This is a genomic window from Mycobacterium pseudokansasii (genome assembly GCF_900566075.1).
In the GTDB taxonomy this organism is placed as follows: Bacteria; Actinomycetota; Actinomycetes; order Mycobacteriales; family Mycobacteriaceae; genus Mycobacterium; species Mycobacterium pseudokansasii.
Window position 1 is genome coordinate 4,636,479 of the sequence record NZ_UPHU01000001.1, and the last position, 13,272, is coordinate 4,649,750.

Below are 13,272 nucleotides of genomic sequence, written 5' to 3' on the forward strand. Positions count from 1 at the left end.
ACTGCCAAATCACCCCTCCATTGTTCCCTATTCCGGTTCACCAGGTGCACAAGACCCGGTTCTATGGCCGCGCAGGGCCGTCCAAGCCGGTTGCCGGATCCCCGGTCGGGATTTTCGACGCCCGGCTTCACGGGATGCCTGCAACACCTCGGACACGTGGACTTATGAGGAATCCTGTCAGCCTCGACCGCCCGGCACCGGGCCGCCGACGGCGCATACTCACCGGGGAGGCACCCAGCACGTGCGGACGTGGTCGTCCACCATCCCGGTGGCCTGCATCAGCGCATAGGCGGTGGTGGGCCCGACGAAGCGAAACCCACGCCGTTTCAATTCGCGCGCCATCGCCGTGGATTCCGCAGTGGCTGAAGGGATTTCGGATAGGGCTGCCGGCCGCCGCCGGGGCGGGGGCGCGAACGACCACAGCAGGTCCGACAGGTCCTGCGCTGACCCGAACTCAGCCGCAGCACGCGCGTTGGCGATCGTCGCCTCGATCTTGGCCCGGTTGCGCACAATGCCCGCGTCCGCCAGCAATCGCTGCACATCGGTGTCGGTGTAGTCGGCGACCGCCTCGATATCGAACCCGGAAAACGCGCGCCGAAAGTTCTCCCGCTTCCGCAAGATGGTCAACCACGACAGGCCACTCTGGAAGGCCTCCAAGCTCATCCGCTCGAACAATGCCGCCCCGCCGTACAGCGGGCGACCCCACTCCTGGTCGTGGTAGTTGCGGTAAAGCTCGGCGCCGGGCCCGGCGCGAACCACCGCCCAGCCGCAGCGCACCAAGCCGTCGTCGCTCACGTCGGGTTGGGACGGTCGTAAGCGACGGCGTCCACGTCAGCTACCTCGACGTTCTGCAGCCGGGCCTCGGCTTCACCGGTGGGAGGTCCGTGGACGGCAGCCAGCTGGCCGCGCAGCACGTCCAACTCGCGGCCGAGCCGATCCAGCACCCAATCGACCTCGCTGGTCTTGTAGCCGCGCAACACCTGCGTGAACTTGACCGCATCGACGTCGGCCGCGGTGATGCCGGACGCGGGCAGCACCGTCGCCGTCGTCGCCCGCGGCAGCGGCGGCAACTGCTCACCGCGGCCGAACAGCAGGCTCGCCGCACCGAATAACACGATCGCCACCAGGACCAGCACCACCAGGTACAGCAATACCAATGCCACGCCGACGATCTTGCCCTAAGCCTGAATCCACCGATGTACTTGGTGTGACGGTTTGCGACCGGATTGAGTTGAGGCCGCTGGGTGGTGGCGCGTTTGAGCTGCTGGCCTCTTCTGCCAGCTTGTCCAGTTGGGATTGGCCCCTGAAGTAGGGCGGTTTGGTCAGGGCGGGCGGTGACGGAGCGCGGTTTTCTTTCAGGCGGCCAGCGCTGGTGGTCCGCGGTGGGTGGCGTGAAAGGCGTTGAGCCAGTGTTGTTCCCAGGGCCAGTCGCGGGGTAGGTGCCAGGTGATCGTGTCACGTCCGGCGCGGGCGGGGCGGGCGGCGACGTTAATCAGTTGGGTGCGGATGGTCACCGCGGGCCAGGGCGTGTTCGGGTGAGGCCAACACACCCAGGGCGCGGGTGAGCGCGTGGGCGGTGGCGGCCAGGGCCAGCCAGGCGGCATTGGCATTGAACTTGCCCGAAGGTAGATGGGCGAGTGGCCCGGCGAACAGGTCGGCGAAGACCTGTTCGATGATGGCGTGGGCGCGGTGTTGGGATTCGGCCTGCACGAGTTGAAACGGGCTGTTGGTGAATACCGCGTGATAGCGGTGGGCGGCAAACAGCTCGCCCTGGCCGTGGCCGGCGGGGCTTTTGGCCAGATCGCGCACCCGGCGCACGATCAACCGCCCCTCGGTGGCATGCGCTGGGGTGGAGGTGAACGCGGTGTAGGGGACTTCGGCGATCTCGGCGTCGGAGATCCATTGCCCGGCCTGCTCGTCGAACACCGCGTTGGGATAGGCGATGGCGGTCCAGGCGTCCTCGTCGATGGCGGCGATGGCACGGCGGATCTTGGGATCCATGCGCACGGTGACCGAAAAATGTGCCCCATTGCGGCGGCAGGCGGCCACGAACGCCCCGTTGTAGAAGGCCGAGTCGACGCGCACCACGATCAGCCCGGTAATCCCGGCGGCGCGGGCAGTGCTGATCGCCTCGGCCACTAGCGATGCCGCCCCGCGTGCGGAGGCGGCGTTGCCGCCGCGCAGCCGGGTGGTGGTGATCACCGGGGCGGCGATCGGGGTACTCACGGTGGCGATCAGCGCGTTAAGCCCGCGCACCGTCAGCGATTTGGACGCGATCTTGGCATGCCCGAACGCCGCGCCCTGCTTGTCCGGCCCGAATACCCGCTTCTGCGTCGAGTCGACATCGATGAATGCCAGCTGATCGGCGCCGGGCAGCAGCGGGGTGCGCGCGGCCAGCTCGGCCAGCACCATGCGGTGCGCCGCTCCTAGTTGACGCACGTGGCCGTGGGTGAACGCGCGCAGAAACGACCCCAGCGTGGAAGGGGCGCGGATCCCGCCGAAGGTGTCCGGCAGCGCGCCGTGGCGCAACAGGTCCATGCCGTCGATATCGTCGGCGCCGGCGATCATCCCCGCGATCAGCGAGCCGACCTTCACACCTGCGTTGGCGCCCACCTCGGCGTTGAGCCGAACATGCTGGGCGACAAGCTCTTCCAGCCCCACCAGCTGGGCCAGCCGCATCACCGGCACCAGCCCGGCATGCGACACGAGATTCGGGTCATCGAAGCTGGCGTGCGTCTTGGCCGCGGCATGTAACAATTGCACTTACGAGGTGCCCTTTCCTCGGGACGGATTGAAGCTTCACCAACTCCGATCTTCCCAGGTCAAAGGGCACTTCTGCTGTTACGACACACTCAAGGCGCCAATTGCATCGGTGCATTCAGGCTAAGGGATCGACATCCCGGCGATCAGCGGGGCCGCACCACATTCATCGGGGGCCGGTCGGCCAGCGAGACCGGCCAGGTGTGCTCGGTGTAGCCGTCACCGACGGCGAAGAACTGGGTCAACCCGACCCCGGAATCGGGGATTCCGCACCGGGACAGCAAGGTGGCGATGACCTGGCGGCTCATCACGCCCAGCTCGGCCAGCGGCCGGTTGCGGTGTGCCCGCACCCCAAGGTTGACCTGCGCGATCGCGTCCAGGCCCAGCCGGTCGAAAGTGTCGACCAGCAGTCCGATCTCCACGCCGTAGCCGGGCGCGAACGGCAGTGATGTCAACAGCTCGCGGCTGGCGGCGTACTCACCGCCCAGCGGCTGCAGCACACAGCCCAGCTCGGGCCGCAGCGCCGCCAGCAGCGGTCGCGCCACCAGCTCGGTGACCCGGCCGCCACCGGTGGAACCCGCACTGCCGCCGGCATCGCTGACGGTGAGCGGACGCCGGTAAAAGCTTTTGACCAGGTGAATACCGTCGCGGGTCAGCAGCGGGCCGACCAGCCACGGAACGAACATCGGGTGCGGGTTGACCAGGTCGGAGTCGACGAACACCACGATGTCGCCACTGGTAGCGGCCAGCGAGCGCCACAGCGCCTCACCCTTACCCGGGCGCGTTGGAACCTCGGGCAGCGCCTGCTCGCGGCTGACGACGCGGGCGCCGGCGGCGATGGCACGGATCTCGGTGTCGTCGGTGGAGCCCGAATCCAGGACGATCAGCTCATCGACCAGGCCTGACGAGTCCCGGACCAACGGTGAGATGCTGTCGATCACCGATTCGATGGTTTCTTCCTCGTTGAGGGCCGGCAGCACCACCGAGATCGTCCGCCCCGCCTTGGCCGCCACCAGTTCCCCGATCGTCCAGCGGGGAGGGTTCCAGCTGCGGTCCGCCAACCAGGTGTCACCGGGTTTCGCCGCCAGGACCGCGTCATGAGTGAGGTCGCCTGCGACCAACTCCGATGCCGTCATGCGAGTCCCCTCACCGTGCGCATCGGAGGTCGCGTCCCCTGGATGGAGGCCACCATCTCCAGCACTCGCCTGGTGGCCGCGACCTGGTGCACCCGAAACATGCGCGCTCCGGCAGCCGCCGCCAGCGCGGTGGCTGCCAGCGTTCCCTCGAGGCGTTGGGTCACGTCCACTCCCAGAGTCTCCCCGATAAAGTCCTTGTTGCTCAAAGCCATGAGCACCGGCCACCCGGTCTTAACAAGATCGTCCACGTGGCGCAACAGCATCAGCCCGTGAAAGGTGTTCTTGCCGAAATCGTGGGCGGGGTCGATGAGCACCCGGTCGCGGGCTACTCCCGCTGCGACTGCGCGCTCGGCCGCCGCGGTGACCTCACGGATGACGTCGTCGACCACGCCGCGGGTGGTCGTACCGTAGCTGACCCGAAACGGTCGGGTGCGCGGCAGCGCTCCCCCGGTGTGGGCACACACCAGGCCGGCGCCGAACTCGGCGGCGACGCCGGGTATTGCGGGGTCTATACCGCCCCAGGTGTCGTTGATCAGATCGGCTCCCGCCGCGCAGGCCAGCCGGGCCACCTCCGCGCGCCAGGTGTCGACGCTGATCAGCTTGTTGGGGTAGGCACCGCGCAACCACTCGACGAAGGGCAACAGCCGGGCGATCTCGGTGTCGGCATCGACATCCTCGCCGGGGCCGGCTTTGACGCCGCCGACGTCGATGACGTCGGCGCCCTCATCGATGGCCCGATGGACGGCTTCTCGGGCGGCCCCGTCGCTGAAGGTCGCCCCCTTGTCGTAGAAGGAATCGGGGGTGCGGTTGACGATCGCCATGATCAGCGGGCGATCCGCGGCGACCGGGCGGCCGCACAGCATTGCGTGCACGTCTACATAGTGCCGGACCATCCAACCTGCGCTCAGCGCTACTCGACGAGCGCTCACGGGCTGTTCACGCAGTTTCGACGCCGTCAGCGCAGGCTCGACGACAACGCTGGCGCCCAGAGGCCGCCAACTAGATCGATCGACGGGGTGCGCTACGCGACGCCGTTACGCCCGGGGGCGTTTACCGGCCGCTACTTCGTCGGGGTACTCGGCGTAGTAGGGCACGTATCCTTCGTCGCGGCCGGCCAGCACGTAGAGCGGATCCTCGACCTCGGCGCCGTAAGCCTGCTGGCGCAGCTCCACTTTGCGGCTCTTGAACGTCGTGGTGTGCGCCATCGACTCGACTACTCGCACGAACAGCGGCAGCGCGTAGGCGGGTAACTGACCGTAGACGGCCCGGGCCAGGGACTGCCCGTCGAACTCGGCGCCGTCGCGCAGCTTGATCGCGGCCATGCCGGCGCGGCCGCCGGTGTTGGGCACCTCCACGCCGTAGACCGTGCACTCCTCGACTGAGGGGTCGGCCGACAGCGCCGCTTCGACCTGCGTGGTGGCGACGTTCTCGCCCTTCCACCGGAAGGTGTCGCCCAGCCTGTCGACGAACGCGGCGTGCCCCATGCCCTGCGGACTCATCACGTCGCCGGTGTTGAACCAGCAGTCGCCGTCCCGAAATGCGTTGCGCACCAGCTTCTTTTCGCTGGCCGCCGGGTCGGTGTAGCCGTCGAACGGCTGCAGCCGGTTGACCGGGCTGAGCAACAGGCCCGGCTCACCGGGGGGGACCCGGCGTACCCGGCCGCTCTCGTCGCGCAGCGGGGCGCCGGTATCCGGGTCGTATTCCACGTAGGCCAGCGGCATCGGTGACACGCCGGTTGTCCTGGGCACGTTGAAGATGTTGATAAACGCGGAGTTCCCCTCGCTGGCGGCGTAGAACTCGCAGACGCGCGCAATGCCGAACCGTTCGGTGAACTCGTCCCAGATCTCCGGCCGCAAGCCGTTGCCGGTGATCACGCGTACGCGGTGGGCCCGGTCGGTCGATTTGGCCGGCTGGTTGAGCAGGTAACGGCAGATCTCCCCGATGTAGATGAACGCCGTGGCCTCGGTGGCGATCACCTCGTCCCAGAACCGCGACGCCGAGAACGACTTGCCCAGCGCCAGCGTCGCTCCGGAATTGATCACCGACGACACCGCGACCGTCAGCGCGTTGTTGTGGTACAGCGGCAGGCAGCTGTACAGCGTGTCCGAGCTCTTCAGCCGCAGCCCCATGCCGCCGAACACCGCCAGCGCCCGCAGCCACCGGTGGTGAGTCATCACGCTGGCTTTGGGGAAGCCGGTGGTGCCCGACGTGAAAATGTAGAAGGCGGTGTCCTTGGCTCGCACCGCCGCAGCCGAAGCCGGGTTATGCGCGGGCGCGGTCGCGGCACAGCGCTCCAGGTCGTCGACGGTCAGCACCTCGCCGGCCGGGCCACCGCTTTCACTGATGGCGCTGACCAGGTCCGATTCGGTGAGCAGCAGCTTTGCGTCAAGCAGGCCCAGACTGTGGGCGAGCACCTCACCCCGCTGGTGGTAGTTGAGCATTCCGGCAACGGCGCCGCACTTGACGACGGCCAGCATGGCCAGCACCGTGTTGGGCGAGTTGCGCAGCATGATGCCGACCACGTCGCCGGGGCCGACACCTCGCGCGGCCAGCACCGCGGCGTACCGGTTGGCGATCGCGTTGGCCTCGCGATAGGTCAACTGCTGCTCACCGGATTTCACGAAGACCCGGTCACCGAAACGGGCTGCCCGGTCCTGGAAGACACTCCCGATCGACGCCTTGGACGTCGGCCGGGCCAGCAAGCCGGTCACCGCCCCTCGCACGATCGACGGTGTGTCGGCCAGTACGCCCGGCACCCGGGCTGCGACGTCGCTGAGCTTGACCCGTGCGCGCGCGCCACCTGGGTGATCGGACACGTTCTTCCTCGATTCGCTCGTGAGACATGACGGGGCGCGGCGCCCATGCGGTCACGAGGGTGCGCACAGCTCCAGCGCCGCGCCCACCTTATCGACTACCGTCAGCCGCTCCATCGCTGCCTGCGCGACGTAACCGGCGTTCACCAGTCCGTTGAGCCACGCCAGCAGACCGTCGTAGTGCCCCCGCGGGTCGAGGATCACGATGGGTTTGCTGTGCATGCCCAGATAGCCGGTAGTCCAGGCATCGAGAAGCTCATCCAACGTCCCCAGGCCACCTGGCAGCACGATGAACCCGTCGGCGCGTTCCTCCATGATGTGCTTACGCTCGCGCATCGTGTCGGTGACGATCAGTTCGGCGGCCGCGCCCGCGTCGGACAGTTCGCGGCGGATCAGCGGCTTGGGAATCACGCCGACGGTCCGGCCGCCGCGTGCGTGCGCCGCCCCCGCAACAGCGCCCATGGCCGAAAGGTTGCCGCCGCCCCAGACCAGGGTCCAGCCGCAGTCGGCGATTGCCTCGCCGAGTTCAGCGGCGAGCTCGAGCAATTCCGGGTGTGTCGGTCCGGCCGCGCAGTAGACACATACCGCCCACTCGTCTTCGGTTGAGTCGGGCCGTGGGCACATATACCGAAACGTAGACCAAGACCGGCTCGGGGGCGGCGGAACGCGAGCAGAAGTGGGCTGCCATTGTGTCCCATCTGATCGGGCGCCATAAGATCTCAGCGGTGCCCATTCGATGGAACGTCCCGCAACAGGCGGCCGCGCTGGAGCGGTTGGACGCCGCCCTGGGCGACGCATCCGCTGGCGGTGGGGCAGTCGTACTCGGACCCGACGGCGTGGGCAAATCCACGCTGGCCCGGTTGGCCGCCGAACAATTCTGCCGCCGGCACCCGACCACGCTGATCCGCTGGGTCATCGGCACCCCGACCGAGCGCGTGGTTCCGTTCGGCGCCTTCGGCCATCTGGTCAGCATCGCCGAAATCGGCAAGCCGGCCGCCCTACTGCGGGCCGCCCGGGCATCGCTATGCGCTGACGATACGCAAGGCAAGCTGCTGCTCATCGTCGACGACGCGCACGACCTGGACATCTTGTCGGCCACCCTGGTGTACCAGTTAGCGCTGACCGGCACGGCCCGGATGATCGTCACCGCGCGCACCCCGGATACCCCGGATACCCCAGCCGCGCCCGAGGCCATCACAGCGCTGTGGACCGACCGTTTGCTGGAGCGGATCGACATCGAGCCGCCGGGCGGACCAACCGCGCCGGCCGAGGTCGACGAATTCATCGCCGAGCTGCCCGCCCCGGCGCGGTCGGTGCTGGATTACCTCGCCATCGCAGAGCCCTTGTCGCTCGCCGATCTCACGGTGCTCGCCGGTGACGGCGCCGTGCAGCAGGCCGAGGAGTTGGGCGCCGCGGAAACCCGGGTACGCGGCGGACGCGCCGACGATCCGGTGGTCTATACGGCTCACCCGTTGTTCGCCGAACGCACGCGTGCGGCGCTGGGCGATGACGGCGCGCGACGACGACGAACCGAGATAGTCATGCTGTTGTCGCGGCATCCGACCGAACACCTCAGCGACCGGCTGCGGCTGGCGGCGTTGGCGCTGGGCGGCCTGGACAGCGAAGCCGAGCAACCGGTGGACGAGGTCGTCGCCGCCGCGCAGCAGGCGCTGCGCCTGGGCGACGTCCGGCTGGCCGAGCGGTTGGCGCGAGCGGCGCTGGATCGCTCGGCCGGACTGGACGCGCGACTGGTGCTGGCGCAGGCGTTGAGCTGGCAGGGACGTGGCCGGGAAGCCGCGGGGGTGCTGGCGGCCGTGGATCCTGCCGGTCTGTCCGAGGCCGAGCTGAGGGCGTGGGCGGTGCCGCGGGCCGCCAACCAGTTCTGGATGCTCGGCGAACCGGAGCGGGCCACGGCGTTCCTGCAGACCACTCGCGGCCGGATCATCGAGCCCTCCGCGCAGGCCGAGCTGGACGCACTGACGGCAACGTTCGCCATGAACGCCGGAAACCTGCCGCGGGCCGTCACGCTGGCCGACCAGGTGTTGTCCCAGCCGTCCCCCGGTGACACGGCCGTGGCCTGGGCGGCCAGCGCCGCCGCGCTGTCCTCGGCCCGGATGGGTCGCTTCCGCGACGTCGAGCCACTGGTCCAACGGGCGTCGGCCGCCGAGCATCCCGGGCTGCTGCGATTCACCGTCGGCCTGGCTCAGATCACCTCGCTACTCATGGCGGGTGAGATCGCCCAGGCTCAGACGCTGGCCCAGCAGTTCACCGACTTTGCCGAGTTGCAGCAGCCCGGTCGGGCCATCGGTGAGGTGTTGCTGGGACACGTGCTGCTCACCAAGGGCGAATTCGGTTCTGCGGCATCGCTATTGGAGCCTGCCGCTGCCGAACTGGAACGCACCGGCTATTCCTGGGGTCCGCTGTCGCTGATGTTGCTGGCCACTGCCATCGCGCAGCAGGGCCGCATCGCCGAGTCCGCGAAAGCGTTGCGGCGCGCCGAAACCCGACACGGAACCAAGTCAGCGCTGTTCGCACCCGAACTCATGCTGGCCCGCGCGTGGACCAAAGCCGCCGCCCGGGACAAGGCCGGCGCCATCGCCGATGCCCGCGAAGCGGCCCGGACCGCCGAACGAGGCGGGCAGTCGACGGTGGCGCTTCGGGCCTGGCATGATGCCGTTCGCCTCGGCGATATCCGGGCTGTGGTCCCGGTGACTCGGCTGGCCACCGAAATCGACTGCCCAGTAGGCGATCTCGTGGCCAAACAGGCCCGCGCGCTCGCCGATGGCGACGCTGCCGCGCTGACCGTGGTGGCCGAAGAGTTGGCCGCGATCGGGATGGCCGCCGCGGCTTCCGACGCAGCAGCAGCAGCAGCGGTAGCGGTGGCGAACCAGTCGGGCTCGGTGTGACTCTCGGACCAGGCACCGTCGCGACGGCTCTCCCGAATCATCGCGGTTTGGCGCCGGCCGCGGCGGCCAATGTCTGGCAGCACCGCGAAGCGGTGGTCCGCTCTTCCCGCCTCGGAGAGGCGCGCGGCGCGTGCGCCGCGCGCAAGGACGGGCCAAAGCAACCGGCCAACCAGTTCGTAGGGCACCGCGGTGTGCCCCTCCAGTCGTTGCGCCGAAAACGGATCCAGTGCCATCAGCGCCTGCCGATGGCTACCGTGCCGGGGCGTCATGCCGGCCAAGGGCGCTCGTCGCCGCGGCATCGCGGCGGCGCGAAAGACACAGGCTGCTCCAAGACTGAAGCCTGTTGCGGCCCTGGCAATCTCCAAGACCATCCAGGATTCGCCGACCGCGTGCGACCGGATCTGCGGAAAGACGTCCGGCAACTCATCAGTTATGTCGATCCGGTACGCCGCAAGGTAATCCACGCTATCGTTGCGCACAACCGCACGCCAAGTCTCGCGCCCTGTTCCAGCGCCCAACTGAGGAAGGTCGCCGGGCCGCGCGACCCTGGTTGTCCAACCGAGCTCTTGGAGGTGATCTGCAAGCCGACGCGCCACGACATGCGTTGTCTGGTCCAAGGGTATGTGCGGAGCGTGGGCCTGCAGTGCCGCCAGGTTTGCGATCGCTGAGATAGTCACGGCAATCCAAGTCTGACCGATGCCGGTTATCTTCTCGTTATTGATGATTCGGATGTTGTCGGTGCGAATACCGTAGCGATCCAGGTAACTGGCTATCAGCGGCAGCGGAAGTGCGTCCAGCCGGCCGGCCCTCGGCTCGAGGCGTATCAAGGCGGTTGCCGTTTCGTCAACGCTCGCGCTGAACAACGACCCGCGACGTCGATGGATTCCGGGTCGACGGCCACGGGTTATCGCCAGTCGGCGTCGGGCGTTGGTCGTCAGGTGTACTCCGCGCCAATAACCCAACAACACGACCACGCTGAGGACGGCGACGCCTAACACCCACCGGTCGTGTGTTGAACGCCACGGATGGGCCAGCACCGCCGCGATCCCGACCGAGACCGCCAACGTGACGCGCCAGGTGTCCGGCCAGACGATGATGGGTCGCCTTCCGGATGGGGACATTCTCACAATGCTGGCTCCCTCCGCCATCTCCCGAACGGCGCGGCTTGTGGCTGATGGAAACGAAACTCCATGTCAACGGCGGCCGTCAGGTACGAGGCCATCGGCATTCTTCGACGGTGCGCCGACCACCACGACGCGGCAGGGCGCGGCATGCTCCGAAGCCGTTGCGGTCAGGTACGAACGCCAGGGCGGCACGAACCGTTACCCAGTACCAGAGGCGGCAAAGCCGGGGACTTTCTCGCACCTACTTTCAGAACTGTTGCGGGAGCGCAGCTTTGAAGCACAAGACGCCGTGCCGCCATTCCTGATGGGCGCTGTCGACCAACTCAGGTATCAGCACCGCGTGCAGCTAACCCGCCGGCCCGCGACCAGCCCGCTCGTTGCCCACTGGCGCACCGCGCCAGCGGCAACCAGCGGCTCGCGTGGTGAGAACCGGGGAACAGCTATCCGCCCCATTTTGCGGCTTCAGCCTGGTCCCGGGCCATCATCGCCATCGTGTTGGATTCGTGGGTGCTCGCCATGGACTGATACGAGCGCACCAGATCCTCCAGAGCCTGGTTCCACCGCGCCTGCCACGCCTGGTAGGTCACACCGGTATCACCCTGCCAGGCATTCGACAGCGCAGCCTGCTCGCCGGCGATATCAGCACCCATGCTCTGTAGCGTTCCCGCGTATCCCGACATATCACCGGCATGGGTCACCATCGCCGGATAGTTGTACATAATCTGTGACATCACAAGTCCTTTCTCAAGCTAATAGTGGTCGACTCAGGCGCCGGTGTAAGTCGATGCGGCGGCCGCATCGGCGGCGACATAGGTACCCGCAGCGTCGCCCAAATTAGCTTGCGCAATATCGAGCAAAGCATTGACCTTACTGGCCGCCTCCATGTAGCGGGCATGGGCACCTTGAAATGCCAGCGCGGATTCACCCTGGTGAAACGCTTGAGCCGACATCACCGATTGCTCAGCTTGGCTAATAGTGTGCCGCATCAAACCCGCCTTCGCCGCAAAAGCCGACTGCGACGATACCAACTGGGGAATATCGGTATCCAACAAACTCATACATTTTCCTTTCGATTCGATTCCTGCATACTTGGCCGTTAGGTCACCGGGTTTAGACGCATCCTCACGTCGGCGCCCCGACTAAAGTCACGTCCCATGTCGCTGGCACCATCGGCATGCCGGCGCTATCACCGAATCCACCAGCCAACGTGGCCAGCCCTGAAGCACCGGGACCGGTCGATGAGGGAGCGGTACCGGTAAACCCAATCGGTCCAGCCCCGGTATCCGAAAACTTGACCATGCCCGCCGGCACGTCGCGGCCAGCGGCCGTAGCCATGTCGAACTTGCCCGATGTCACCGCCTCACCCTTGTTGGGCGTGAATACCTCAGTCTTGCTGGGCGTATCCAACTCCCCGTTGCCGGGTGACACCAACTCACCCTTACCGGGTGTAAACACCTCGGTTTTGTCAGATGTCACGATTTCGGCGCAATCCGGCGCAGCCGGGCCATCGATGGTCTCGGAAGTGTCATCGCTTCGCTGATCGATGGAATCGACATACGCCGGGATCCCGATCCCCAGGCCGGTCGCGAGTGGTACCGCGATAGCGGCGCCAACTCCTGCCAGCACAGCACCGCCGACACCGAGCGGAACAAGAATTCCCGCCGCTATCAGGGCGACCACGATGATTTCTGGATAGAGGGCCAATAGCGTGATGATGGCTTCCGCTATAGCTTGTGCCGCCACCGCAAGGCCCTCGGCCAATGCCAGCAGGACCGTAGCAAGGAATTCTCCCAGCAGTAAGGCCCCAACGTAGAGAACCTCAACCACCACTTCCAGAATGCTTGCCAGCCCCTGGAAAAACGCCGTCATTATCTCCTGGAACACGAGCAGGGCCTCTTGCACCCACATCCAGAGTTCACTGAGGAACGTTTCGAGTATTTCCGCCGCCACCAGCAGCGCCTCTTGTATCCACATCCACAGTTCGTTGACGAACGTCGTCAGCACTTCTTCTAACAGCGTTTCGAACTCTTGCAGCCAGGCTAGGATTTCCAGCCACCACGGCGTTTCCGGCGGAGGAATCGGAGGGATATCGCCGAGGTGTCCGACTCCGGGGTGCTTGACCACCACTGGCGCCGGTGCGGTGTGGGGTACTGCGGCCAGGGCCGCGCCCGAAACTGTCGCATAGGTTCCCATTGTCGCGGCACCCTGGATCCACATGCGCACATAGTCGGCTTCATTAAGGGCGATCGGGATGGTGTTTACCAATCGCGTAACTAACACCAGACTCAGCAACACTGGTCCCCGAACGGCCAAGCTCTTCGACTCCCCCGGCAGCGACCGCACCATGCTCGCCGGCCACCGCGCTGAACCCGGCCGCGGTCTCCAGTGACACCGGGTCCGCCGCCGGTGGTACCACCGCCGTAATCGCCGGTATTGCAGCAGCATGTGCAGCGGCCAGGCGAGCCGTCAGTGCGTCCACCGCTGCACTTGCCGCCGCTAAACCCTCAGGAACCACTCGTAACATCAACCGCAA

11 protein-coding genes and 2 pseudogenes are annotated in these 13,272 nt (G+C 66.8%); 1 reads left to right on the forward strand and 12 read right to left on the reverse strand.

Features of this window, described 5'->3' with window-relative positions; translation table 11 throughout:
• Positions 1-219 precede the first annotated feature (219 nt).
• From EET10_RS20820 to EET10_RS20850, 7 genes and pseudogenes are all read right to left on the reverse strand, one after another.
• Positions 220-795, reverse strand: coding sequence for a DNA-3-methyladenine glycosylase I (locus EET10_RS20820; protein WP_063467437.1), 576 nt, complete (start codon positions 793-795; stop codon positions 220-222).
• The gene (locus EET10_RS20825; protein WP_036400534.1) at positions 792-1,163 is read right to left on the reverse strand and encodes a DivIVA domain-containing protein; all 372 of its coding nucleotides are present in this window, start codon (positions 1,161-1,163) and stop codon (positions 792-794) included. The genes EET10_RS20820 and EET10_RS20825 overlap by 4 nt, the downstream gene beginning before the upstream one ends.
• Before the next feature lie 192 nt (positions 1,164-1,355).
• Positions 1,356-2,763, reverse strand: a pseudogene (locus EET10_RS20830) (IS1380 family transposase).
• Between the two features lie 143 nt (positions 2,764-2,906).
• A complete protein-coding gene (locus tag EET10_RS20835; protein WP_036400537.1) occupies positions 2,907-3,896 on the reverse strand; it encodes a glucosyl-3-phosphoglycerate synthase in 990 nt (329 codons plus the stop codon).
• Positions 3,893-4,789 (reverse strand): dihydropteroate synthase, encoded by an 897-nt coding sequence (folP, locus tag EET10_RS20840; protein WP_276857437.1) that lies wholly within the window; start codon positions 4,787-4,789, stop codon positions 3,893-3,895. Before folP ends, EET10_RS20835 begins: the two co-directional genes overlap by 4 nt.
• A 141-nt stretch (positions 4,790-4,930) precedes the next feature.
• A complete protein-coding gene (gene fadD6 / locus EET10_RS20845) occupies positions 4,931-6,712 on the reverse strand; it encodes a long-chain-acyl-CoA synthetase FadD6 (RefSeq protein WP_122502457.1) in 1,782 nt (593 codons plus the stop codon).
• A 51-nt stretch (positions 6,713-6,763) separates the two neighbouring features.
• Positions 6,764-7,333, reverse strand: a complete 570-nt coding sequence (locus EET10_RS20850) for an LOG family protein (RefSeq protein WP_122502458.1) — start codon at positions 7,331-7,333, stop codon at positions 6,764-6,766.
• A 101-nt stretch (positions 7,334-7,434) separates the two neighbouring features.
• Between EET10_RS20850 and EET10_RS29995 the strand changes: the two genes are divergently transcribed.
• A complete protein-coding gene (locus tag EET10_RS29995; protein WP_036400544.1) occupies positions 7,435-9,615 on the forward strand; it encodes an ATP-binding protein in 2,181 nt (726 codons plus the stop codon).
• Between the two features lie 215 nt (positions 9,616-9,830).
• Here the strand turns inward: EET10_RS29995 and eccE are convergent.
• From eccE to EET10_RS20880, 5 genes and pseudogenes are all read right to left on the reverse strand, one after another.
• Positions 9,831-10,763: pseudogene (eccE, locus tag EET10_RS32420) on the reverse strand (type VII secretion protein EccE); the annotation flags it as partial.
• Positions 10,764-11,179: 416 nt separating this feature from the next.
• Positions 11,180-11,470: a WXG100 family type VII secretion target gene (locus EET10_RS20865; RefSeq protein ID WP_063467440.1), complete on the reverse strand. Its 291-nt coding sequence runs from the start codon at positions 11,468-11,470 to the stop codon at positions 11,180-11,182.
• 33 nt (positions 11,471-11,503) lie between these two features.
• The gene (locus EET10_RS20870; protein ID WP_122502460.1) at positions 11,504-11,797 is read right to left on the reverse strand and encodes a WXG100 family type VII secretion target; all 294 of its coding nucleotides are present in this window, start codon (positions 11,795-11,797) and stop codon (positions 11,504-11,506) included.
• Positions 11,798-11,861: 64 nt separating this feature from the next.
• Positions 11,862-13,031 carry a PPW family C-terminal domain-containing PPE protein gene (locus EET10_RS20875; protein WP_167480205.1) on the reverse strand — a complete coding sequence of 390 codons (1,170 nt, stop codon included), beginning with the start codon at positions 13,029-13,031 and terminating at the stop codon, positions 11,862-11,864.
• Positions 12,976-13,266 (reverse strand): PE family protein, encoded by a 291-nt coding sequence (locus EET10_RS20880; RefSeq protein WP_081260500.1) that lies wholly within the window; start codon positions 13,264-13,266, stop codon positions 12,976-12,978. Before EET10_RS20880 ends, EET10_RS20875 begins: the two co-directional genes overlap by 56 nt.
• Positions 13,267-13,272 lie beyond the last annotated feature (6 nt).